The following is a 23,988-nucleotide window of genomic DNA, read 5'->3' on the forward strand; positions in this document are numbered from 1 at the left end:
AGCTTTAAGGATATGGAAGGACTATTGGATAAGTTCAAATTTACAATTTCTGATGCGCAAATGGCAGAAGGAATTGAACGTGCTAAACAAGAAGCTAAGGCTTTAAAACAGGATAAGGAGGTTTTAAAACTATTATTCAATTGCATTGACCTTACATCTTTAAATACAGAAGACTCTGCTGATAGTATCAGGGACTTTGTAGAAAAAGTGAATGAATTGCCAACTCACTTCGATTTTGTTCCACAGGTAGCTGCCATGTGTGTTTATCCGGCATTTGCAGCCGTATTAAAAAGTGGTTTGAAGGATGAAGCAATAGGACGTGCCGTCGTTTCAGCTGGTTTTCCTTCATCACAAACCTTCCTTGATGTTAAAAAGATGGAAACGCAACGTGCTGTTGATTTTGGTGCTACCGAAATTGATATTGTACAGTCGGTTGGTGAGTTTATGGAAGGCAACTACGAGTTTGTAGGCGAGGAGATTAAAGCTATTAAAAGTGTAATGGGGGAGGCGCATTTAAAAGTAATCCTTGAATCGGGCACATTTGATAAGCAAGAAGATGTATGGAATTCGAGTATCATCGCTATGGAATATGGCGCAGATTTCATTAAAACATCGACTGGTAAACAACAACAGGCAGCCACCTTTGAAGCAGCTTTTACGATGCTGTCAGCTATTAAAATGTTCCACAACGAAACAGGACAGAAGATTGGTTTTAAACCTGCCGGAGGAATTTCAACCGCCGAAGATGCCTTGATTTATTATTGCCTGGTGAAACAGATATGTGGCGAAGAATGGCTGAATAATAAACTATTCAGGATAGGAGCCAGTCGATTGGCCAATAACTTATTAAGTGATGTGTTTGAACTGGAAAATGGCTATCGAAAAGAGATTAAGTACTTTTAATCTGAAGTATTGAAATAAAAAAAATCGCTTCAATCGTTCCACATGGGATCAAGAAGCGATTTTTTTATGTTGTGATAGTTTATTTTTTACGTTTTAGCGTGTAATCAACCATTGTTAACAGAGCCGTTTTAGCTTCTGAATCTTCGTAGTTGTTGAGCGTATCTTTCGCTTTTTGTGCATAGGCTTCCATTTGTTCGTTAGCATATTCAATGCCACCGTTAGCCTTAACAAACGCGATGATCTCCTGCACTTTCTTTTCATTTTTATGGTGGCGACGAATCATGCGCAGAATGCGGCGTTGTTCGCTTTTATCCACATTGTTGAGGGCATAAATCAGAGGAAGCGTTAATTTTTTCTCCTTGATATCATTGCCTGTAGGTTTGCCAATTAGGCCATTTTGCTCGTAATCAAACAAATCATCACGAATTTGGAAGGCAATACCCAGGCTTTCTCCAAAATCAGCCATACTTTGGAATTTATCACCATTGGCTCCAACAGACAGGGCACCGGCTTTGGTGCAGGCAGCAATGAGGGTAGCAGTTTTTTTACGAATTATTTCGTAATAAACATCCTCTGTAATATCCAGTTTACGTGATTTTTCGATTTGAAGCAATTCGCCTTCACTCATTTCAGTAACGGCTTCCGAAACGACTTTTAATACATCAATTTGGTCAGTCTTTAGTGATAAGCTTAAACCTTTGGATAAAAAGAAATCACCCACTAAAACCGCGATTTTTGATTTCCACAAGGCATTAATACTAAAGAATCCTCGTCGCTGATAAGTTTCATCAACTACATCATCATGAATAAGTGTAGCTGTATGCAATAGCTCAATGAGAGTGGCCGAAATATAACTGGCTTCAGATATTTCACCATTTAATTTTGCGGCTAAAAACACCAGCATCGGTCGCATTTGTTTCCCTTTGCGGCGTAATACATAATTCGTGATAATATCGAGAAGAGGAATTTTAGACTTCAATTGTTCCTTGAAAAAAGGCTCAAATTGCTTCATTTCCTCCTGTATAGGAGCTTTTATGATTGATGTATCTGACATGTCAATTTCTTTCTAATACCAACTTTTAGCGATGGATGCCAAATTTAAATAATATTCAGGATTTTTATCCATCATATTGATATTATCTAAATATTTAAATATTTTTGCCCGTTCGTAATGCTAATATAACAAGATAGTTATATATTTGCATTTGTAAGTATTTTAATAATATTGACCAAATGATGAAGATTAAAGATTTAGATACGGAGATGCTTGACCGGGCAGCAGGTATGCTTAAAGCTATTGCACATCCCATGCGCATCGCCATTCTTAGCCACTTAGAAGATGGTAGTAAATTAACGGTTACTGAAATTCATAAATTGCTAAATATTGAGCAATCAACTACATCTCATCATTTAGGTATTCTAAAGGATAAAGGTGTTTTGGCAAGTGAGCGCCAGGGAAAAAATACATTTTACTATCTGAAACACAATAGTCTGAGAAATATAGTTGACTGTGTGAGTAAATGTACAATAGTAAAGTAATCGAGTAAGAAGTTGAAGATATTAAGGCTGATTTATTCAGTCTTTTTTTATTTAGTGATGATGGCAAAAATACGATTAACCAAGGAGTTTCGATTTGAAATGGCACATGCCTTATGGAATTACGATGGTTTATGCAAAAACCTGCATGGACATTCGTACATATTGAATGTGACAGTGTTGGGAGAGCCAATTAATGATATGAGCAATCCAAAACTAGGCATGGTCATGGATTTTGGTGATTTGAAAAAGATTGTAAACGAAGAGATAGTGGATAAGCTTGACCATGCTGTTGTACTTAGTAACAATGCGCCTTCGAAACAACTGTTGGCTTTACCTCAGATGGGAGAGCGTCATGAGATAGTTGACTATCAGCCGACTTGTGAAAATATGTTGGTTGATTTTGCTGAACGCATTAAAAAAAGGTTGCCTGAAAATATTCAATTATTCAGCTTAAAGCTCAACGAAACTGCCACCAGCTATGCTGAGTGGTTCGCAAGTGATAATGAATAAAAGCTGATGGCTTCCAGTTGATAGCCAATAGCTTCTAGTAACGGATGACATTGTTATTTTTAATTTTAAAATAGCGATGTTATCCGTTTTTATTTTTAAGCAAGCTGCAAATAAGCCAGCGGCTTGTATTGTTAATTTTATTGCCCCCATCGCCTATCGGCACTTCCCCAGGGGAAGATTTGTATATTCTACCATACTCCCCTTGGGGAGACACCCGAAGGGAGAGAGGGATTTATATTTTAAACTACAGCATTAGATTTGGCATGACACTAGTTGCTAGCAGCTATTTATTTATCTTAGCAAAAAAAACACACAATAGCTATGGCAGAAGAAAGGAAGGATTTGTATTTGTTAGATGCTTATGCATTAATATTCAGAGCCTATTACGCATTTATTCGTAACCCACGAATCAATTCCAAAGGGTTTAATACATCCGCCATTTTTGGATTTACCAATTCGCTTTTGGAGATTTTAACCAAAGAAAATCCTTCGCACATTGCTGTTGTTTTCGACCCGTCAGGGCCTAATTTTCGTCACGAAGAATTTCCCGAATACAAAGCTAATCGCGATGCCACACCTGAAGATATCAAGGCATCGGTGCCATATATCAAGCAATTGATTGAGGCCATGAATATTCCAGTCATCGTAAAAGACGGGTTTGAAGCCGATGATGTAATAGGCACCTTGTCTGCTAAAGCTTCCGAAGCTGGCTTTAAAACCTATATGGTGACGCCCGATAAAGATTATGCCCAGTTGGTGAAAGAGAATGTGTTTATGTATAAGCCTCGCAGCAAGGGAGGTGGTATCGACATCTGGGGCATTGACGAAGTAAAGGAAAAGTTTGAAATCGAAAATCCACTTCAAGTCATTGATATACTGGCTTTGTGGGGCGATGCAGCTGATAACATTCCGGGGTGCCCTGGTGTGGGCGAGAAACGCGCCAAAGACCTAATTAAGGCCTATGGCAGCATTCCGGGTATTTATGAGCACATCGACGAGCTAAAAGGCAAGCAGAAGGAGAATATGATAAATTTCCGCGAGCAGGTGGAATTATCGTATCGACTGGCAACGATTCGTCTGGATGTGCCGGTAGAGCTGGATGTGGAGTCCTTGAAAAAAGAAAAGCCTAACATGGAGGCCATCAATCAATTGTTTGATGAGCTGGAATTTAAGAATCTGATATCGCGCATCAATGCCTTGTATGGAACAAAGCCTGTTCAGGGCGATTTATTTGGGATGGCAGCAGCACCCGTAGAAGAAGTGGTGGAAGAAACTTATACATCGCGCCAGACCCTAAAAGATGTGGTACATCATTACTACCTGGTTGACAACGAACAAAAGCTAGCTTCTTTAAGAGCTGAGTTAAGTACTAAGAAGCAATTTTGTTTTGATACGGAAACCACTTCGGTAAATGCGATGGAGGCTGAACTAGTTGGGATGTCATTCTCTTGGAAAGCCCATGAAGCTTATTATGTTCCTGTGATGCATAATGGTTTGATAGATAATGCTATTGTTGATTCATTTAAAGCCGTGTTTGAGGATGAAAGAACAACAAAAATTGCTCAGAACCTGAAATACGACCTGCTGGTGCTGAAGAACTATGGCATCAATGTTAAAGGGCCGTATTTTGATACTATGGTGGCGCATCATCTGCTGTATCCGGGATTGAAGAATGGCATGGATTTTATGGCCGAGACCTATCTGAATTATACACCAATATCTTACGAAGCAATTGTTGGGCCTAAAGGCAAGAATCAAAAGAATATGCGCGATATTGCCCAGGAGAATATTCTTGATTATGCCGCTGAGGATGCGGATATAACGTTTCAGTTGGCGGAGAAATTCAAAGAGGAGTTGAAGGGCAGTGATGTGGAGAAGTTGTTTCACGACATTGAAATGCCTTTAATTGCCGTATTGGCCAATATGGAGTTTGAAGGGGTGAAGCTTGATGACAAGGCTTTGAAAGACTTCGCGGAAAAACTACGTGTACAAATCATCGAGCTGGAAAAAAAGATAGAAGAATTGGCAGGTATGCCTTTTAATATTTCCAGTCCGAAACAGGTGGGCGAAGTGTTGTTTGAGCATCTGAAAATAGATGCCAAAGCCAAGAAGACTAAGAGTGGACAATACAGCACTGGAGAAGAGATTCTGCAGAAACTTAAAGATAAACACGAGATTATTCCGGCTATTCTGGAATACCGTGGTTTAGTTAAACTTTTAAATACCTATGTGGAGGCTCTGCCAAAACTGATTAATGAAAAAACCGGTAAGATTCACACCAGCTATAGCCAGGCTACTGTGGTGACCGGACGATTAAGTTCCAATAACCCGAACCTGCAAAATATTCCGATTAGAGATGAGAATGGAAAAGAGATACGTAAAGCCTTTACGGCATCGGATGATGAGCATGTGTTTTTATCGGCCGACTACTCACAGGTAGAGTTGCGATTGATGGCGCATTTTAGCAAAGACCAGCATTTGATCGAGGCGTTTAACCGGGGCGAGGATATTCACGCGGCTACAGCTGCCAAAATATTTAAAGTGCCCTTAGAAGAGGTGACCAGTGATATGAGACGCAAAGCCAAGACGGCCAACTTCGGTATTATCTATGGTATTTCGGCTTTTGGACTGGCCGAGCGCCTCACCATCCCACGCAAGGAAGCCAAAGAGATTATCGACGGTTATTTTGAGAGTTTCCCGGGTGTGAAGGAGTTTATGGATGGTAGCGTGGCCAAAGCCCGCGAAAACAACTATGTGGAAACACTGTATGGTCGCAAGCGTAACCTGAGTGATATTAACTCGCGCAATGGGGTGGTGCGTGGCATGGCCGAGCGTAATGCTATTAATGCGCCCATACAGGGTACTGCAGCCGATATTATCAAGCAGGCCATGGTGAATATCCAAAAACGTTTTGAAAGCGAAAATATCGCTTCAAAAATGATATTGCAGGTGCACGATGAATTGAACTTCGATGTACTAAAGGTAGAAGAAGAGCAGGTGAAAGTCATTGTGAAAGAAGAAATGGAAAATGCCATTCAATTATCGGTACCGCTCGATGTAGATATGGGCGTTGGAGTTAATTGGCTAGAAGCGCATTAGGATGTTGAGATATGAGATGCTTGATAGTTCTGAGGTGCCCAGTTTCGGGTTCAGAGTTTTGTATTAACAGTTCCTCGATCATCAATTTTTCAATTCGACAGATAATAATCAATTATAAACCAAACCTATGTGGATTAAAACAAAAGACAAAAAGACCTTAGTTGATGTTTCGAAAATTAAACTGGTGAAGTCCTTTGGAAAATATTATTTAACTGGGGCAATGGTAGCTCAAGGCAGTTTGGAGGCAGGAGAGGAGTTAGGTAAATACGAGTCGGAGGTTTTGGCCGAAAACGAATTAAAAGCCATTGAGAACTGTATAAGGAATGGCGAGAATTTTTATGAAATGAAGTAGTGGATGTGAGGATTTGCGATGTTTGATTGATGATGTAAGATAGTTCGAACCCACGATATTTTCATGGTAAGTTCGAAGAGCTTGCCGGTTTTTTGTTTCCCGATTTATCAGTTCCTCGATTTCTCAGTTCGACACTTTATCATTTCTAAGCAAGCTAAAAAATTTCCTACCTTGCATCAATACCAAACCCTCAAGGCATGAAAAACATCCTTATTATCAACGGAAATCCCAATAATAAAAGTCTATGCCACGCATTGGCCAAAGCCTATCAAAAAGGAGCCGAACAAGCAGGAGCTACTTGCTGCTTGATTAACCTTGCTGACCTGCAATTCTCACCCATGCTGGGACATGGTTATCATCAGCGAACTGATCTGGAGCCTGATCTGGTGATGGCTCAACAAGCCATAAAAGATGCCGACCACCTGGTGTTTGTGTATCCCATTTGGTGGAGCACGCAACCTGCCTTGCTCAAAAGTTTTATCGATCGCGTTTTCTTACCTGGTTTTGCGTTTAGCTATCGCGACAACTCGCCCCTATGGGATTAACTACTAACAGGCAAAAGTGCACGCCTGATAGTAACCATGGACACACCAGGCTGGTACTACCGTTTTATTTTTAAGCAGCCGGGACACAATGCAATGAAAAAAGGCATACTTAACTTCTGCGGTATTAAACCAATTAAAATTACGGCTTTTTCACCCGTTAAATCATCGAGGCGCGATACGCGTTTAAAATGGTTGGAAAAGGTGGAAAGGTTGGGGGAAAAGGATGTCTAAAAGTGGTTTCTTCGGTATTTGCTTTGTTACTATTATTTACTCTATTTTTAGTATCTGGTGTAAAGCTGTTTGTATCTATCACGATATTATCAATACCTATTGTGAATTTGTGTGCGCCAAGTATTCTCCTGAATATATCTTTCACGACACTGTCTGTATCTAGGACATGTATTTAAACACCTTTTACATCTCTGATTACGCCTAGATTGGTGCTAACTATATTAAGTATAATGCTAACAGCATCTATTATCATGCAGACTGTGGCTATTAATATGCTGATGGTACCTAATTCGTGTCTGTCAGTACCAATTAGTCTTCTGGAAGAGACTATGACCTAGCTGCGAAACGTTTTTAGTATTTGGTATAGGTTTAGTAGTATATGAGCATGAAATTGGTATAAAGAGGTGGTATACTAGATTATAAATACATAATAAAATAATATTATGATATTAATTATTTTAAATATTCATCAATGAAATTCAACTATTCATCTAATAAAATCCTTTGTTAATCCTATAATCACTCTTTGGTTTGATTTTGTAAGTGTTACGCTTTTTCGGTTTTGCAATTAATAAGTAGAGGGCATTGGTATGCTCTTTTTTAACTAATCTAAGTTTATACAATGACTGCAAAACAACGTAATCAACTGGCTATGTTTATGGCCGTAAAACATGTGTTTGAAACCTATTCAAACTAGATGAACACCATCCCTGCATTCGAAACTATTATTAATGAGTTTTATGCCGCATTAACCGAAATTGATGGGGTGTATCAAATTCAGCAAGGCAACACCACCGGTAGTACACAGCTTAAACAACAGGCGGAAAAAGAAATGATTGACGCCACCGTTAAGTTGGCGGCTGCCATGTATGTGTATGCTCAAATAGAGGGGAAACCCGACTTGCTGGTGGCTTGCAAAGTGTCGCCGTCGTTGCTGGGCGCCATGTCGGCTGAGAAATTGAAAATTACCTGTACCAATGTGTATACACAAGGTGCGCAATTGGGCGATGCATTGGTTGATTATGGACAATCGGTTGAAGATGTATCACAACTTAAAAACGAAATAGACGAGTTTGCCACGGTTATTGCCGCTCCGCGTAATGCCATTGTTACCCGTGCCCAGGCACGCCAGGAGCTTGATGTATTGATGAAAGAAGCCAACGACCTGCTGCGCAATAAAGCCGATAAGCTAATAGAACTGCTCAAAGCCAGTAAGCCTAAGGTGTATAATATCTACAAAGCGGCCCGCGTAATTGTCGACCTGCGCGCTGGCAGTAAGCTCGAAGAAGAAGAGTAGTGGAATAAACCTAATGGCTGTTGGCTTATAGCCAATGGCCAGTAAGGCAACAAGGATGGCTTTTCCCTTTGTACTTGAAAGCAAGAGGAAGTGCGCTGCCCAAGGTAGTGGGGTGGGGATGTAATAATTACATTATAGTAGCACCTACTGCCTTCTCTCTTCTGCCTACCCAGATAACTATCGGGGCCACTGTTTACAGACTAATTACTAACAACTAAAACCCATTTATTATTTTAAAACAAAATCTATGAAACACACACAACTAAAGTACCTATGCCTTTTGATCTTAATTGGAGCAGTAATAGGCTGCGAACAAGAAGAACACCCAAATCATGTAAACGATGATGTGGAAGTCAATCGTTTTTTCGATTATCAAAATCTGAAGAGTGGAGCTTCAAATGAAAAAGTGGAGTTTACAAACCTATCAATTGATTCACTTAAGGCCTATAACGATAGGGTTAATTTTATTCCTGAGTTTGTAGATGAACTTGGTTATAGTGACTGGGAGAATGCCCGGTATTTTACTATCGAAAACGAAAATGTGTTACAAGTACCTGTTTATAATGATGCTGATACGCAAGTGCAGGCATTGATTATTTCGGCATTTAAAGACAATTACCTGCAGTGTTATGTTATAAGGCGCGGTCAATACGATGCATATGTTGATTCGCTTAAACCCGATTTAACACTTGAAAAAGTGATTGACTTATTTATATTGGCCGATTTTAAGGTATTTGGTCAAAGTGACTATTTGCCAAATGGTAATGTTAGGTTAGGTTCGGCAGAATCGGGAACACAATTAAAAGGAACGATTGCTGTGCAAAAATGTTATACCATTGAAGGTTATGTTGATGGCGAACTTGTTAGTACACGCTATGAGTGCGAAACCACATATGTACATGTTTGGGAAAATACAGATAGCGGAAGTGGCGGTGGAGGTAGTGATTACAGTGGATTTGATGGAGGTAGTGGTGGTGGAACAGGTGAAGGTAGTGACTCATCAAATTCGAATACTATAACAAAAGATCCTTGCGAAGGTATATATTACATTAATACCGGATTGCCTCAAACATATATTGACCGCTTAAAAGAGTTACGGCAAAATGCTAAATATGACACCGAGCATGCCACTATTTTTTATTCCGATGGCACTCGCGACGATAGAGAGGGCGCAGCTAATGGAGGCACTGTGGATATGCATTGGAGACGATACAGAACAGTAGATATGATGGTACACAACCATACTAAACGGGCGGCCAATGGCGGTGACCAACCGCTGACTGTCACTTGCTTTAGTGCTACTGATGTGGGACTGGTACACGATATGTTAACCGACGGTACCTCTACAATAACACCCGATTTTGTGTTTATGGTCATACACGATAAAGCCACTTACATATTGCAGATTGATGACAAGCAAACTTTTATAGACTCCAATTTTCACAATAGAGCAGATGAGTTAATGGAGCAACAAGAAATGAGAATGCAGAATGAAATAGAGGATTTTAATCCTAATGGATATATAGATATGGATCAAATATCACGAGAAGTTTTTACCGAATTATTTGGTCAATATGGTATAAGTTTATTATGTTCAAGTAATAATAACAATGTTGATTTTTCATCAGCGGATACCTGGTACCATATTACTCAGGAAAATCCACATCCAAGTAATCGAAAAAATAAAGTAACACCTTGTAATAACTAAACCCAAAATATATGAAAACGTTAATAATAATTGTATTTACCATAGGCATGGCATTAAATGGCTTTGCGCAAAAGCCTAATCTTAATACTGATGCAACACCCATCACACCCATGCAGGAAAAAATGCTGTATACTAAATTTAATAACATAGGTACAATAGAAACCTATAATGGAAAGGAATATATAAAATATAAACCGGCTGCAAAGACGGCCTATCGTCAATTGGTTGGTCAATGGCAGGCACAGGAAATAAGTGATTTGGAATTGACTATACAATTTAAAGAACGGGATGATTATCGCAGCTATCGATATGGAGATAGATGTTTTGCTGAAAACATTACTCACCCAAGTTTTCAAACTCGATTCCATATAAGAATAGGTGGTAGTAGCTATGACGATATTAATAACTTAAAAACTATATTTTTTCGGATTGGGCCTTCTGATTTTGCAGGAGGCGTTAATCAGATTTCTGTTAGTGGGTATTTGCATGTGGTTGATGCCAATACTATACGCATGGAGATAAAAGGGGTGCGTCATCCTTCTGGAGATAATGAGGAGATAACTATACGTGCCGATTATACCTATGAAAAAACGCCCGATGAGTTATTGGCTCGTGTACCTAAGGTATTGCGTCGTAAAACCATAACATTTAAGCGCAAAGGGTCGGGTACTGGCGGTGTTGGTATTACACCTGATAATTAGTAAAATATAAAGTGGTTGTCCGAAAACGAAAAATGAACTCGGTCAATGAGATGAACCCCTTCAATTAGCTCAGGACGCAACTTGATGAACGAACTGTGTTTTTGGACAGCTTCTTTGCTTATTACTGTTTGGTATATGAAAACGTTAATAATAATTGCATTTACCATTAGCTTAACAATAAATGGTTTAGCACAAAAAGATATTGAAATAAATCCTGATATTACCCCCATCACACCCATGCAGGAAAAAATGCTGTATACAAAATATGGAAATCTAGGTATGATGGATACCTATAATGGAAAGGATTATTTGAAGGATAAACTTGAGGCAAAGATTGCCTATCGTCAATTGGTTGGACAATGGCTGGCGCAAGAAGTAAATCTAAAGTTTGATATACAATACAAAGAAAGAATGGAATGGGGTTGTTCAGGTTATATTGATAGGTGTTTGGCTGAAAACATTACCCACCCCGATTTTCAAACTAACTTTGATATATCTATAGGTGGCACAGGTTACGATGATATTAATAACTTAAATACGATATTTTTTCGCATTGGACCTTCTGATTTTGCAGGAGGAGTTAACCAGATTTCTGTTAGTGGGTATTTGCATGTGGTTGATGCCAATACATTGCGTATGGAGATAAAGGGGGTTCAACATCCTACGGGAGAAAACGAGGAGATAACTATACGTGCCGATTACACCTATGAAAAAGCGCCGGATGAGTTATTAGAACGTGTGCCTAAGGTATTGCGTCGTAAAACCATAACATTTAAGCGCAAAGGGTCGGGTACTGGCGGTGTTGGTATTACACCTGATAATTAGATAACAAAAGTAAAAAGTGGCAGTGTTGAACTGCCGCTTTACGATTTAATTTATATTAATAATATTTTAAAAGTAATTATTATGAAACAAATTAACCTTACTATAATCGCATTTGTATTAACGTGTGCATGTTATTCACAAAATTGGGTATATTCATTTGATGAGGCAAAAAACATGGCCCAAAAGAATAATAAATTATTGCTCGTTGATTTTTGGGCAAATTGGTGTGGTCCATGTCGCGAATTGGATGCAGAGGTGTGGAGTAAAGAAGAGGTAAAAACAGCCATGGCTAACTTTAACTGCGTTAAAGTTGATGTAGATATCTATTCTGAAGTTGCTAATAGCTACATGATAAAAGCTATCCCGGCTATTATTGTTATGGATTGTCATGGTAATATTGTTGAGGTTTTAAATGGAGTTAGTAATCATAGTAGTATGTTTAAAGCATTGGCATCATTTCCTAAAGATGTAAGTGGACTTACCAGAGCGATGTATTTGATGGAACAAGAAACGCTTAGTTTTGAAAATTGCTTAGAAGCCGACCGCTTATTAAAAGAAGAAATAAAAAACACAGAAGGTGGATATCGTCGTTATGTAGTTAATCAGGATACAAAACTACTTAAAAAAGCGTCAAAAGTTTGTGGTAAAAAAGACGCTTTGTTGCTTGAAAAAATAGAGTTATTAGCCTTGTATACCAGTGTTTTGAATAATCAAAATAAAAAGGTAATCAAGCAATTGGTTGATAAAAAAGGACTCGATAAATTGGATGAGACAAATAAAAAGCTGGCTTTTAAGATTTTGGCCATGGCATACCAAAACGAAGGAATGAAGGAAGAGAGTGCAAAGTATAGCATGCAGTAAAATTATAACAACGATTTATTAACTCTATTAAATAATCCAGATGATAAAGTCTAAACACACATTCTAAATCAATATATTTATGAAAAAATCACACATCATTCTACTCCTTATGGTTTCGCTTGTGGGAATATTTACACTCACCAGCTTAATGACTCCACAAGAGCCGGAAACTCCATCACCCAATAATTCAGTCATTATGGTTCGTACCTTTGAGATATATGGTATGAAACCATCGAGTATGGTGACTATTTATGAAGACGGAACGGTGGAGAAAGAGCCCTTGGGCAAACTCAATGCGAGTAAACCAGAGCAAAACTTATTAGCTATTCATGCTAAAATCAATGAGATTGAAACAAAAGGATATACCTTGGTTTCAACAACTGGTGGTAATTCGGATAATGTTATTTGCACCACTTTTATATTTAAAAAGTAAGTGAATAATTAAATTAAGCTACTGCATGTGTTTTCATGTCTGGCAACTTTTATCTCAAACCAATGATTACCGCTACCAGTCAGGATATTCCTACCATCATTAAAATACTTGCTCCAGCTTTTGTCAATAACCGAAGTGTTAACCGCTGTGTGAAGCAGGATGGGAAACGACTGCAGCGTATCGAAAATCAAATAGCTTACGTTAGTCGTATTAGTATTCGTAACCAGCAGGCTTTTTTAAATTCGGATAAAACAGGAGCAGTATTGTGTAGCCAATCCAATAGAAAAAAAGCATCCATATGGGATGACCTGTTTTATGTGTTTAAAGTATCAGGTCTTCGAATGGGGTTTCAGTTGATGAAGCGCGAAAAGCTTATTAAGCAATTTCATCCACAGATACCCTATTGTCATTTGTGGTTTATTGGAGTCGATGCATCTTTGCAAGGACAAGGTATAGGAAGTAAATTGCTGGCTGAAATTATGGGTTTATGTAATAAGCAAAAACTACCTATTTACCTTGAAACATCAACATTAGCCAACCTTCATTTTTATAATAGAAGTGGCTTTGAGCTGTATAAGCAAATAAAATTACCTATGGATGATTTTGACTTGTATTTTTTCAGGTGGATGCCGGTATAATGCTCAATTATGACCATTTAAAACCAAAATACAAGAATCGTTTTAGGCTATTAAAAAAGCGCTTACCAATCGGCAAGCGCTTTTCTGTATCTATCTTTCTAAGTTGTTAGCTTTTCTTAGCTCTTGAAGGGCGGTCGCCGGCATGGCTGGCCACAGTGCCATCGAGCAAACCATTATACTGACTCATGTCTTTTAACAGCTTCTTGGCTTCTTCCAATTCAACATCGTTATTTAAACTGGCTTTAATGGCGCCTTTTTGGTAGTAGTAACGCTTGGTTATCTCCATTACCATTAACTCCTTTATTTCATCCTCAAATTGGCGCATATCTTTTTCTACGTCCAGCTTCAATAGTTCTTCCATGGCCGTAAAGTCAGCTTCAGCTTTTTCGTAGTAACCTTCGCGTTTGGCTGTTTTCACCAGGTCTTTGAATTTCTCCTGTGATAAGGATTCGTAACGGAAGTCATCCTTAGCCTTCACAAACTCGATAAACTCATTGTAGGCTTCTTCTGAAACAGCGAATTTTTCAGGCGCATCAATGGTTTTGTTCTTTAAAACAAAGTTCGTGGCATAATCAAAAATCATGCTTTGCACCACTAATGCAAAGGTAACGTTAGCATATTTTGGCGATTCCACTTTGATATCTGGTGAAATACCGCCACCATCAAATACCGAGCGACCATTCAATGTTTTGTATTCAGAGATTAACGAATCAGCTACTAAACCAACCGCACCATCTTCGTCGCGATGCGTGTAATCCAAGGCCTGGATGCATCGGCCTGAAGGAATATAGTATTTAGCCGTTGTTACTTTTAACTTGGCATTGTACGACAGGTTGCGAGTTGTTTGAACCAAACCTTTTCCAAACGAGCGTTGACCAAGAACCACAGCACGGTCAAGGTCTTGCAAAGCACCTGACACAATCTCAGAAGCCGAAGCTGAACCACGACTGATTAATACGGCCAGTGGCATCACTGTATCTATTGGCTGACGCATGGCATTGTAGGTTTTGTCCCACTGTTTTACTTTTCCGCGAGTGCTCACCACTTCTGAACCTTTAGGAACAAATAAGTTGACAATTTTCACGGCTTCGTCCAACAATCCTCCCGGGTTGGCACGTAAGTCTAATACAATGCTTTTAGCTCCCTGTTTATCACGCAGGTCCAAAAAGGCTTTTTCAATTTCACGTGAACAGTCTTGTGTAAAGTTATTTAGCTGGATGATACCTGTTTCTTCGTTAACCATGCCATAGTAAGGCACCGGATTAATCGAAATCTTTTGACGTTCCAGTTCAACAGTTATTGGTTTTTCGGTTCCTGGTCGCTGCACTTTGATTTTTAATTCAGTATTAGCAGGGCCTTTCAGATTGTTGCTCACATCAGGTGTATTTTTACCCACCATGTCTTTGCCATCAATCTCCAGTATTTTATCACCTGCTTTTAAACCAGCCAATGCGGCCGGAAAACCTTCGTAAGGCTCGGCAATTACCACGTATTCGCCACGTTTCGAAATTAAGGAACCAATTCCTGCATATTCACCGGTGGTCATAAAGCGGAAATCTTCCATGTCCGACTCAGGAATATACGTGGTGTATGGGTCCAACGACTCCAACATATTATTAATCCCTTCGGTAATCAATTCTTCCGGGTCAGTCTCATCCACATAGTAACTGTTCACTTCGCGGAAGAGTGTATAGAAGATATCGAGGTTTTTAACGACTTCGAAATTGCGTTTATCATCGTTAAAACTGTAAAGTCCTAACATCATCACCATTACAAGCGAAACGCCTGTAATCCATCTTACTTTACGTGTTCTCAGAAAGTTGTTCATATTCAATGTTTAATATTTTTTACCTGAGTTAATTTGTCTGTTGCGGCAATATGCAAAGACCTTACCATCGTCCAAATAATTCAAAAATTATTTCTGTCTCCGACAGCGACTAAGATTCAGTAAAGAATTTTTTTCAAAAGTTAAACTGACTCTAAGTCGGGACTAGCTTAAACGTGATTCATTTTATAAAATTTGCGAATCGTTCTCACTAGCGTGGTTCACAAAGTTAATATTTCATACAAAAGAATCAAGCTGTCAAGCTAAGGTCGGGTGGGACTTTAACTTATTATTAACCAATTGGCAGGGAAGAAGGTTCAAAAATGTCGAACTGATAAACTGGTCAACTGCTTTATCTGAAAACCCAGAACTCAGAACCACAACAGAAACCCGCCGAGGACTTAGGACTTACACACACTATTCCCCTTTGCCCAAGGACTCAAACCGGCAACGCTCCGAATTACCATCTTCATCAGTGACAATAAGGGTATGCCAGCCTTTTTCGGGTGCGATGGCCATTTGATGATGATGAACGGTTTCGCCCAGGTAGGCATTATCGAGGTGCCAAAACAGGTGAGTCGATGCTTTTTGATGGGTAGCTTTGCAAATGATCTGCCCCAGGCTACCATCTATTTCCTTAGGTACAAAAAGTTGCGTATTGGCTTGTGGATAAATGATTTCAATAGCCTGTTGTTGCTCATAACAGCCTTTTTTGAACGGAGGCAGCGTTTTATAAAGCGGATTTCGAAACTGGTAATACCAGGCCATCACCGGAGGCAATGTAAACCAGCTTTCATGCTGCATTTTTTCCGTTGGATAGCAGTCGGCATTCACACGGTATTGTTTATCGGCACTTAAGTGTACCAGATGATGATAAGGACACACTGGCAGATCGTGTTGAATAGCAGGAATGAATACCGAATCAATGTCGGTGCAGAATTGGGAAGCTTTATAACCACTTTGCCGGCAAATGGCGGTCTGCTGCATATTGTCATAAGGTGCTGCAAACCATGATGAGGGCGGTAACTGACGATACAGTTCAAACAGGACAGGAGCTGCTGCGCTTCCGCCGATGATGCCCGGACGTCCTTCGCCACTGGCATTACCCACCCAGACACCAACCGTGTATTCCGGCGTCACACCAACGGCCCAGGCATCTCTAAAGCCATAGCTTGTGCCTGTTTTCCAGGCTATTTTTCGTCCCGATGAAAAGTTTTCCCAGCCGGTTTCTTCCTCAGGCCGTTGCACATTGGTTAAAGCCACAAAAGTGTGATAAATAGCGGCGGCAGATAACACCGTGGGCTGAAAACTGAGTTGGGGCTCTGAGCCTTCGTCAGTGTTGGTTAACCGGGCTAAGCGAAAATCATTTTTGTCGTATTGAGCCGACTCATTGGTGTAAGTCATCAGGCAACGTGCCATGGATGAATAAACGGATGATAACTCGTGCAAAGAGGTTTCGGCGCCGCCTAATATCAGGGATAAACCATAGTGAGAAGCCGGTTTGTTAATGGTGCTGATACCCAGTTGGCGTAAAAGCGTATGAAACTTTTCGGTTCCGTAATTATCCTGAAGACGCACAAAAGGGACATTTAAAGAACGTGAGAGTGCGGTGTGAGCAGGAACGGCTCCATCAAATTGCTTGTTGTAATTTTGTGGCGAAAAATCACTGTAATAGGTGGGGATGTCGGAGAGTAACATTTGTGGCAACAACAAACCATCATCCAGAGCGGCGGCATACAGAAAGGGTTTTAGCGTACTTCCGGTGCTTCGCTTCGATTGGATAATATCCACATCGTGCCCGTAGCCATGGGTGTTAAACGACGAATTGCCCACATAGGCTTTTACTTCGGCTGTTTTATTATCAATGATAATAGCCGCTATATTATGAATTTCGTTATGCCTGTTGATGCTGTGAAAATTCTCAACAATCTGACTGGCTTGTTCCTGCAGGTTTTTATTGAGTGTTGAGTTAAAGCTGTTGTCCGTATGATTCTGGATGAGTGTATTCAAAAGGTGAGGAGCCTTCTGTGGAAGTGGCAATGGCTTATCGGGCAACGGCTCGGCGCAGGCCAGGTAATGCTCTGTTGAATCGATTAGGTGATTATCCAGTAATTTATTGAGTAAAAAATTACGTTTGCGCATTAAAGCCTCACGGTTTTTTCCCGGATGAATCATGGACGGTGCATTGGGCAATACGGCCAGCAGCGCCGATTCGCTCCAGGACAGGTCATGTGCTGCACGGCCAAAATAGCGCCAGGCAGCGGCTTCGATACCCACCACATTACCGCCAAAGGGCGCATGTGCGGCATATAAATTCAGAATCTCATCTTTGGAATAACGTAATTCGAGGCGTGTTGCCTGAATGGTTTCAATCAATTTATTCCAAACGGTGCGAGGGCGTTTGTACGCCAGGCGAATCACTTGCATGGAGAGTGTGCTGCCACCGCTTTTGATTTGCCCCGCTATCAGGTTTTGCCAGGTGGCACGCAGCAAGGAAACCGGGTTAAAGCCCAGATGATAGCGAAAATACTCATCTTCGAAATGAATAATGGCTTGCTCAAATTTATCAGGGACTGAGTCGCCGGCTTCAAAGCGCCATTGGCCATCGTTGGCTATGTGCGCCGACAACAGTTCGCCATGCCTGGAGTTAAGAATGAAGGAGTAGGGCGTATTAAATAGTTGTTTGGGCAGGCAGAAATAATAGGCTATTGCTATCAATACCAGACCTGTCCAAAACCACTTCCTTTTGTTGCTGCGAAAAGCCATTTTCATGGCTTTCAAAATTAAGAAACCTGTCAGGTTTAGCAAGCCTGACAGGTTTAAAAGACGCTTTTCTATCAAGTCCGCAGTTGTTATTTACGCGTTATGTAATAAAAATAACCACAAAGGCACTAAGTTAATCCTTCGTGAGTTTAGTGCCTTTGTGGTGAATATGTCTGAACAATCTATTCATTATTGGATATTAAAGTGATATGACGTTATAGCTTAGCCACAAGCGTCAACACAAAGCTTCTTCCGGGTGCATAAATAGCCTGACTGCTTCCTTTTACTGAGCGCGTCAGGTGTTCATAATACGTTTCATCAAACATATTATGAGCCGTGGCCGTCAACTCCAGGTGTTGGTTCAACGCATAATTGACTGATACATCAACCAATGTAAAAGCAGGTGTTTTAGTTTCTCCAAAACTGCCGACAATACGATTTTGCTTTAACACATGGCGTAAACTCAATTCAGGATGTAGTTTGCCATTGAGGTAATGACCACTTAATAAATACCTGAAATCCATCGGTGGAATTTCGGGCAAAGCTTCGCCGCTATCATCGTTTTTTCCATAGGTATATGCCATGCTCAATCGGTGCTGAAGGTGAGCAGGTAGTTGTTGCAACCAAACCGCTTCAAAACCCGTTGACCGGGCGTTATCGATGTTGGTAAACTGCCTCACACCCGGACTGCTCGGTAATTTAGGTGCTATATCGTCACGAATTTCGGACGAAATATATTCGTTCATCAAGGCCATAAAACCGGTTAGCTGAATATGTGTCGATGAAGATTTGTAAGTCAGACTCAAATCCATCTGGTTATTTTTTTCCGCATCCAACTCAGGGTTTCCCAGCATTTCGTAAGGGTCGACGCCAACGGGTAAAAAGTTAATGTAACGCTCGCTTAAACTACCACTGCGTTGGGCATGACCCAGCCATAATTCAGCACTGAGCTTTGCATTCAACTGTCGCGTCAGACCAAAGCTAATAGCCGGATTGATAGTCTTGGAAGACAGGTCGGTATAGTTGGAAGCGAAATTGGCATCTGCCTGGCCGGCATTGGCTGTGTTGTATTCGAAGCGAGCCGAGTATACCAATTGCCATTTGCCTGCTACTTGTTGGAATTCAGTAAAAAGAGACGCCTTGTTAATGCAGGCATTCTGCCAGACATTATCGTAAACTGTCTTTCCCACATTAGGGCCCATTAAAAAATAGCGACTACGTTCGCCTTCGGCTTTATCAGCGCGAAAATCAAGTCCAAGATATAAAAGGTTCGGGCCCAATAACCACTGGCCTTCTGATCGTCCTCCGTAATTATAGGTTTTAGCCGCTGTTTCGGCATCTACCGTGCGCGGGTCGAGCACTTTACCGAAGTTATCCATCAGGTGATCGACATACGTTGAGTAAAGGCTGGTCGTCCATTTTCTTAGCTTTTTATTAAAGCGCACGGTGTGATGGAGGCTGCCCAGCCAGGTATCATCTTTTCGCAAATCCATTGGTAAGGCTGGAAAGTCAACATCTTTCGCGTAGTTATGACTGACATTCAGGCGAATATCCTGGTTGTGATTTAAGCTAAAAGCCATGGATGTACCAATGTTATTTCTACTAAAGGATGAAAGCACTTCATTACCATTACCATCTTCATAATTATCACCTGTTGAGAGGGAACCAAACACCTTTATATCGTGCGATTTTCCATTGAAACCGATCAGACCTTCGCTGCGGTAAATGCGTCCATTGCTTTCGTAGCTACCCGACAAGCGGCCATTCAATGCCGGTTCATCTCCAAACCCTGGCTGTTCCGTTTGGAAATTAATGGTGCCACCAAAGGCATTACCGTAGCGCAAGGAATAAGGGCCTTTTAAAATCGTAATTTGCGATAGCATGTTAACCGGCATTTGGCTGCTGGGCGGATCCATGCGGTTGGGACAGGCGGCATTGGCGCTCTGAGCCCCATCCATCACTATATTGAGCTGGTCGTATTTAAAGCCCCGCAGTACCGGGTCGAATCCATAGCTGCCACTTTTGCGAATGAAAGCTACTTCTGGCATCTGAGCCAATAAGGCTGAAGCATCGTGCGACAGGCGGTTTTGATTATTAAACAGCACCGACAGAGAATCGGTAACTGGCTGGTGAAGAGCAATGATACTGACGGGTTGCAGCAGGTAATCATGATTGGTCAATAAATAGGTTCCTTGTTTTAATAGAGCCTCAACTTCTGATGGCTTCAAATTAATTGCACCATAGATAATATGTGAAACAATTAATGAACTGTTTGATTCGTAGTTGATTGTGATAACTCCTTGTTGATCGCTGATTCCTTGTTGACTACCATATTGGTAGTTGGCATTAACAATAGGTGTTTTTAACGCCCGGTCAAGCAATTGAATCGATTGACTATGGATGGGGTTAAAAATTACACACACTAGTAATGCCACCAAAAAGATGAATTTATTCATTTTGGAGGTGTGAAATGATTAAAAAATGGCACATAAATCTCATTCAGTGCTTAGCGCTGAACGGGTGCTTTTAATAAAGTCGATATGGAGGAATCAATGGCGGGGAGGATGAAAAATATCGGCGTGAACGGCCTGAAGGCTTAAATGTGTTCGAACGCAATAAGAGATACTTTTTGAGGTGTTTAAAGCTTTGTATGGATTTCTAAAATCATTAAAAAAATCGATAAGCAGTTTGCGTTTTGTAGGCTCAGGACTGGTTTTGTCCTGCTCGTTTTGCTGCTCCATCTGTTTTTTAAGATGACAACATCCCTGGCAAGTATTGTTTTTAACTTCTTTTTGCTCACATAAATTTTCAGCAATGTATTGTTGATTCATTTTAAAAACCAAAAGGATAAATGAGTCACCTGAAGAAGCGATTAAGCTTACCAATGCTAATAATATGAGGAGCGATTTTTTCAAAAATAAAGGATGTGCTTTGCAGATATAACAAAGGCACACCCCTTATGTTTTTGTGATGAGTTGATTAGAAGTCGTCTTTTGCGTTGCCCAGGAACTTGAAATTATAAGTCACCGTAAAAATAGGCTTACCAAAGATGGACATCTTATAGCCTTGAATTCTTTCCCCTTCGGAGCGGAAGAAAATATTATACGCATTCTGACGACCTAAAATATTGTAAACAGCAAAGGTCCAGGAGCTGTGATTTAGTTTTTTAGCCACCAGGTTTCCGTTAAGCGTAGCGGCTACATCCAGTCGAATATAATCGGGCATGCGCATCGAATTTCGGTCGGAATAATACACTTTATCAGCTCCGCCAAAGTTGTAATAAGCTACCGGAGCTGTAAATGGTCGTCCGGTACTATAAAAGAAGTTAGACGATATATTTAAGCGTCGGTTGAACTTATAGTTAGCAACAAATTTAAAATCATGCGGTTTATCGTAGTTGGCCGGGAAGAAATCGCCGTTATTCACCTGTTCCTCATCAAAGTCACTTTCTATTTTGTGTTCAATGCGCGAATAGGTGTAATTCATCCATCCCGTTAGTTTTCCTCGCTTTTTCTGAACCATCAATTCTACACCATATGCTCTACCGCTACCATTTAACACATCGGTCTCCAGATGTTCGTTCATCACTAATTGTGCACCTCCTTTGTAATCAATGATGTTATCCAAACTTTTATAATAGGTTTCAATAGATGCTTCAATGCTGTTGTTTCTTAGGTTTTTGTAAAACCCTATTGAATACTGGTCGCCTCGTTGAGGTTTCAGATATTTATCACTTAATTTCCAGATGTCGGTAGGTGCCATGGCGGCCGTATTGGATATCATCTGGATGTATTGGTACATGCGGTTATAACCGATTTTAAGCGAGCTATTGCCACTTAGTCGGATATTGGAAGAGAGTCGCAGTTCGGGACCCGAATAAAATGAAATACCGCCACTATTATGATGTGTTGTATCAGTGATATTATCAACCGTGCGTGGTAATCCGGCCGTATAGTTATATTGGGTTTTAGGGCCAAAGTTACTGTACATCGAATACCTTAATCCGGCCGAAAGGGACATAAAATGCGTCAGTTCAAACTCATCGCTGATATATAGTGCAGCTTCCAATGCTCGCTCACTTTCCAACTCTTTGTAGGCAATAAGTGACTCGGTGGATGTAGGACGTTGTTTACCCGGCATTAAATCGTACCAGGTAGCCTGTAAGCCAAAATCAATCTTGTGATTTTTGTTGGATAGGTACGAGAAATCTGACTTAAAACTATATTGATTCAATTGATAATCAATTTTATGCAATAAGCTCGAATCGGTGCGCGACTCGGTGGTATAATCATAATTGCTGACAATGCCCGAGAAAGTCGAAAATAACTTGGGGCTAAAGATGTGTTTCCATTTAACAGTCGAAGCTAAAGTGTTGTATTCAAAGGCATCCTCTGTGTAATAATCAAAGTCATCGTGACTGTAATAACCCGTTAGGTAGATACTGTTATTGTCATCAATATCCCATGAAAAGCTTCCTTGTAAATCATGGAAATTGGCTGAGCTGTTTTTAAGTTTGGCATCATCAAGTAGTTTCAAAACCCAGTCGGAATAGGTGGTGCGTGCGGCCAGAATAAACGAGCTTTTATCTTTTTTGATTGGCGATTCTAATGTTAATCGCCCTGATACCGGGCTAATGCCACCATTAAGCTTGGTTTCTTTTCGATTCCCTTCCTTAACGGTCATGTCCATTACCGATGAAACACGACCGCCATATTTTGCCGGAATGCCACTTTTATAAAGGGTAATATCTTTGATGATATCGGCATTAAAACCTGAGAAAAAGCCAAAGAAATGCGAAGTGTTGATGATGGGGGCATCATTAAGCAAAATCAGATTCTGGTCGGTGCTACCACCACGCACATTAAAACCATTAGATGCTTCTCCAACACTTTGCACACCGGGCAAAAGAAGGGTAGTTTTGATGACATCAGCTTCGCCCATGCCCAGTGGCAATTGTTTTAGTGTTTTCATGGTTATTTTTTCCATTCCCATGCGCAGGTTTCGCACCGGGTCTTCGGTTTTAGCCGTGATGGTTACTTCCTTTAATGAAGTTGGTTTACTTTTCATTTCTACATCCAGTGAACCATCCGAATGAATCACAATGTTTCGATAGGTCGTTTTCATACCAACCGAACGGTACTCCACTTTGTATTGGCCTTTGGGCAATGAAAACGAGTAGTGTCCGTATAAATTGGTGACAGTACCATTTTTTAAATCATCGATGTAAACAACTGTTCCTACCAATGGTTCACCACTTTCTATGTCAGTTATTTTGCCGCTTAAAGTTGCTTTGTTTGAGTATAGGTTTTTGGCTTGGCTACCAATGGTAAAAACCAGGTATTCTTTGTTGATTTTTTCTTCTGTTAGGTCTTCTTTTTGAGGCGCTGCATAAACAATGGAATCCAATGTGATGGATGCTTTGTCTTTAATGTAGTTGGAGTATAGCTGCGCATAATTAGTTTTAATCTTGTAATCGTTTGTGAAAACGACTTTGGTATTATCGATAATCGTATATTCCAATTGACTTTCTTTCGATAACCACTCAATAATTTTGTTAATAGGTTGATGGCTGAAACTAGGGTTTAACTTCAAATCTTCAGTCCAGTTTTGTGTATAGAAAAACTTGTAGTCTGATTTGCTTTCAAGTACATCGATTAACTCATTAAATGAGATTGAGTCTTTTTGTAAAGTAATATTCTGACTAACAGCACTGAATAAAGGAAGACAAAAAACAATTATTAAAAGGCGTTTCATAGGT

At 40.2% G+C, this 23,988-nt stretch carries 19 protein-coding genes; 13 read left to right on the plus strand and 6 right to left on the minus strand.

What is annotated here, in order from left to right; translation table 11 throughout:
• Positions 1-12: 12 nt before the first annotated feature.
• Positions 13-903 carry a deoxyribose-phosphate aldolase gene (deoC, locus tag J1N10_RS11615; RefSeq protein ID WP_262326876.1) on the plus strand — a complete coding sequence of 297 codons (891 nt, stop codon included), beginning with the start codon at positions 13-15 and terminating at the stop codon, positions 901-903.
• A 79-nt stretch (positions 904-982) separates the two neighbouring features.
• Here the strand turns inward: deoC and J1N10_RS11620 are convergent, their stop codons facing one another.
• Positions 983-1,957, minus strand: a complete 975-nt coding sequence (locus J1N10_RS11620) for a polyprenyl synthetase family protein (RefSeq protein WP_262326877.1) — start codon at positions 1,955-1,957, stop codon at positions 983-985.
• A 179-nt stretch (positions 1,958-2,136) separates the two neighbouring features.
• Between J1N10_RS11620 and J1N10_RS11625 the strand changes: the two genes are divergently transcribed.
• From J1N10_RS11625 to J1N10_RS11680, 12 genes are all read left to right on the plus strand, one after another.
• Positions 2,137-2,442: an ArsR/SmtB family transcription factor gene (locus tag J1N10_RS11625; protein ID WP_262326878.1), complete on the plus strand. Its 306-nt coding sequence runs from the start codon at positions 2,137-2,139 to the stop codon at positions 2,440-2,442.
• Positions 2,443-2,454: 12 nt separating this feature from the next.
• Positions 2,455-2,952, plus strand: coding sequence for a 6-pyruvoyl trahydropterin synthase family protein (locus J1N10_RS11630; RefSeq protein ID WP_262326879.1), 498 nt, complete (start codon positions 2,455-2,457; stop codon positions 2,950-2,952).
• Positions 2,953-3,273: 321 nt separating this feature from the next.
• Positions 3,274-6,051, plus strand: coding sequence for a DNA polymerase I (gene polA / locus J1N10_RS11635; protein ID WP_262326880.1), 2,778 nt, complete (start codon positions 3,274-3,276; stop codon positions 6,049-6,051).
• Positions 6,052-6,178: 127 nt separating this feature from the next.
• On the plus strand, positions 6,179-6,403 hold the full coding sequence (locus J1N10_RS11640; protein ID WP_262326881.1) for a hypothetical protein: 225 nt from the start codon (positions 6,179-6,181) through the stop codon (positions 6,401-6,403).
• Positions 6,404-6,600: 197 nt separating this feature from the next.
• A complete protein-coding gene (locus J1N10_RS21200) occupies positions 6,601-6,948 on the plus strand; it encodes an NAD(P)H-dependent oxidoreductase (protein ID WP_316044929.1) in 348 nt (115 codons plus the stop codon).
• Between the two features lie 928 nt (positions 6,949-7,876).
• The gene (locus tag J1N10_RS11650) at positions 7,877-8,476 is read left to right on the plus strand and encodes a hypothetical protein (RefSeq protein ID WP_262326882.1); all 600 of its coding nucleotides are present in this window, start codon (positions 7,877-7,879) and stop codon (positions 8,474-8,476) included.
• A 247-nt stretch (positions 8,477-8,723) separates the two neighbouring features.
• Positions 8,724-10,184, plus strand: coding sequence for a hypothetical protein (locus J1N10_RS11655; protein ID WP_262326883.1), 1,461 nt, complete (start codon positions 8,724-8,726; stop codon positions 10,182-10,184).
• An 11-nt stretch (positions 10,185-10,195) separates the two neighbouring features.
• Positions 10,196-10,885, plus strand: a complete 690-nt coding sequence (locus tag J1N10_RS11660) for a hypothetical protein (RefSeq protein WP_262326884.1) — start codon at positions 10,196-10,198, stop codon at positions 10,883-10,885.
• Between the two features lie 135 nt (positions 10,886-11,020).
• Complete coding sequence (locus J1N10_RS11665) at positions 11,021-11,710, plus strand: hypothetical protein (protein ID WP_262326885.1); 690 nt, start codon at positions 11,021-11,023, stop codon at positions 11,708-11,710.
• An 81-nt stretch (positions 11,711-11,791) separates the two neighbouring features.
• Positions 11,792-12,571, plus strand: a complete 780-nt coding sequence (locus tag J1N10_RS11670; RefSeq protein ID WP_262326886.1) for a thioredoxin family protein — start codon at positions 11,792-11,794, stop codon at positions 12,569-12,571.
• A gap of 79 nt (positions 12,572-12,650) precedes the next feature.
• Positions 12,651-13,004 carry a hypothetical protein gene (locus J1N10_RS11675; RefSeq protein WP_262326887.1) on the plus strand — a complete coding sequence of 118 codons (354 nt, stop codon included), beginning with the start codon at positions 12,651-12,653 and terminating at the stop codon, positions 13,002-13,004.
• Between the two features lie 62 nt (positions 13,005-13,066).
• On the plus strand, positions 13,067-13,642 hold the full coding sequence (locus tag J1N10_RS11680) for a GNAT family N-acetyltransferase (RefSeq protein WP_262326888.1): 576 nt from the start codon (positions 13,067-13,069) through the stop codon (positions 13,640-13,642).
• 106 nt (positions 13,643-13,748) lie between these two features.
• On the opposite strand, the gene J1N10_RS11685 is transcribed toward J1N10_RS11680, so the two are convergent.
• The 5 genes from J1N10_RS11685 to J1N10_RS11705 form a co-directional block, all read right to left on the minus strand.
• Complete coding sequence (locus J1N10_RS11685; protein ID WP_262326889.1) at positions 13,749-15,470, minus strand: S41 family peptidase; 1,722 nt, start codon at positions 15,468-15,470, stop codon at positions 13,749-13,751.
• A 414-nt stretch (positions 15,471-15,884) separates the two neighbouring features.
• Positions 15,885-18,308, minus strand: a complete 2,424-nt coding sequence (gene pbpC, locus J1N10_RS11690) for a penicillin-binding protein 1C (protein ID WP_262326890.1) — start codon at positions 18,306-18,308, stop codon at positions 15,885-15,887.
• A gap of 137 nt (positions 18,309-18,445) precedes the next feature.
• On the minus strand, positions 18,446-20,686 hold the full coding sequence (locus J1N10_RS11695; RefSeq protein ID WP_262326891.1) for a TonB-dependent receptor domain-containing protein: 2,241 nt from the start codon (positions 20,684-20,686) through the stop codon (positions 18,446-18,448).
• Between the two features lie 93 nt (positions 20,687-20,779).
• Positions 20,780-21,145 carry a hypothetical protein gene (locus J1N10_RS11700; protein ID WP_262326892.1) on the minus strand — a complete coding sequence of 122 codons (366 nt, stop codon included), beginning with the start codon at positions 21,143-21,145 and terminating at the stop codon, positions 20,780-20,782.
• 64 nt (positions 21,146-21,209) lie between these two features.
• Positions 21,210-23,984 carry a TonB-dependent receptor gene (locus J1N10_RS11705; RefSeq protein WP_262326893.1) on the minus strand — a complete coding sequence of 925 codons (2,775 nt, stop codon included), beginning with the start codon at positions 23,982-23,984 and terminating at the stop codon, positions 21,210-21,212.
• Positions 23,985-23,988: the final 4 nt, after the last annotated feature.

Origin of the sequence: Carboxylicivirga litoralis (assembly GCF_025499605.1) — a bacterium.
GTDB lineage: Bacteria > Bacteroidota > Bacteroidia > Bacteroidales > Marinilabiliaceae > Carboxylicivirga > Carboxylicivirga litoralis.

What these genes read in the sequence shown, in the direction of transcription:
- deoC (WP_262326876.1), top strand. Translation starts at nt 13, where the DNA reads ATGGAAGGACTATTGGATAAGTTCAAATTTACAATTTCTGATGCGCAA.
- J1N10_RS11620 (WP_262326877.1), bottom strand. Translation starts at nt 1,957, where the DNA reads ATGTCAGATACATCAATCATAAAAGCTCCTATACAGGAGGAAATGAAG.
- J1N10_RS11625 (WP_262326878.1), top strand. Translation starts at nt 2,137, where the DNA reads ATGATGAAGATTAAAGATTTAGATACGGAGATGCTTGACCGGGCAGCA.
- polA (WP_262326880.1), top strand. Translation starts at nt 3,274, where the DNA reads ATGGCAGAAGAAAGGAAGGATTTGTATTTGTTAGATGCTTATGCATTA.
- J1N10_RS11640 (WP_262326881.1), top strand. Translation starts at nt 6,179, where the DNA reads ATGTGGATTAAAACAAAAGACAAAAAGACCTTAGTTGATGTTTCGAAA.
- J1N10_RS21200 (WP_316044929.1), top strand. Translation starts at nt 6,601, where the DNA reads ATGAAAAACATCCTTATTATCAACGGAAATCCCAATAATAAAAGTCTA.
- J1N10_RS11650 (WP_262326882.1), top strand. Translation starts at nt 7,877, where the DNA reads ATGAACACCATCCCTGCATTCGAAACTATTATTAATGAGTTTTATGCC.
- J1N10_RS11655 (WP_262326883.1), top strand. Translation starts at nt 8,724, where the DNA reads ATGAAACACACACAACTAAAGTACCTATGCCTTTTGATCTTAATTGGA.
- J1N10_RS11660 (WP_262326884.1), top strand. Translation starts at nt 10,196, where the DNA reads ATGAAAACGTTAATAATAATTGTATTTACCATAGGCATGGCATTAAAT.
- J1N10_RS11665 (WP_262326885.1), top strand. Translation starts at nt 11,021, where the DNA reads ATGAAAACGTTAATAATAATTGCATTTACCATTAGCTTAACAATAAAT.
- J1N10_RS11670 (WP_262326886.1), top strand. Translation starts at nt 11,792, where the DNA reads ATGAAACAAATTAACCTTACTATAATCGCATTTGTATTAACGTGTGCA.
- J1N10_RS11675 (WP_262326887.1), top strand. Translation starts at nt 12,651, where the DNA reads ATGAAAAAATCACACATCATTCTACTCCTTATGGTTTCGCTTGTGGGA.
- J1N10_RS11680 (WP_262326888.1), top strand. Translation starts at nt 13,067, where the DNA reads ATGATTACCGCTACCAGTCAGGATATTCCTACCATCATTAAAATACTT.
- J1N10_RS11685 (WP_262326889.1), bottom strand. Translation starts at nt 15,470, where the DNA reads ATGAACAACTTTCTGAGAACACGTAAAGTAAGATGGATTACAGGCGTT.
- J1N10_RS11695 (WP_262326891.1), bottom strand. Translation starts at nt 20,686, where the DNA reads ATGAATAAATTCATCTTTTTGGTGGCATTACTAGTGTGTGTAATTTTT.
- J1N10_RS11705 (WP_262326893.1), bottom strand. Translation starts at nt 23,984, where the DNA reads ATGAAACGCCTTTTAATAATTGTTTTTTGTCTTCCTTTATTCAGTGCT.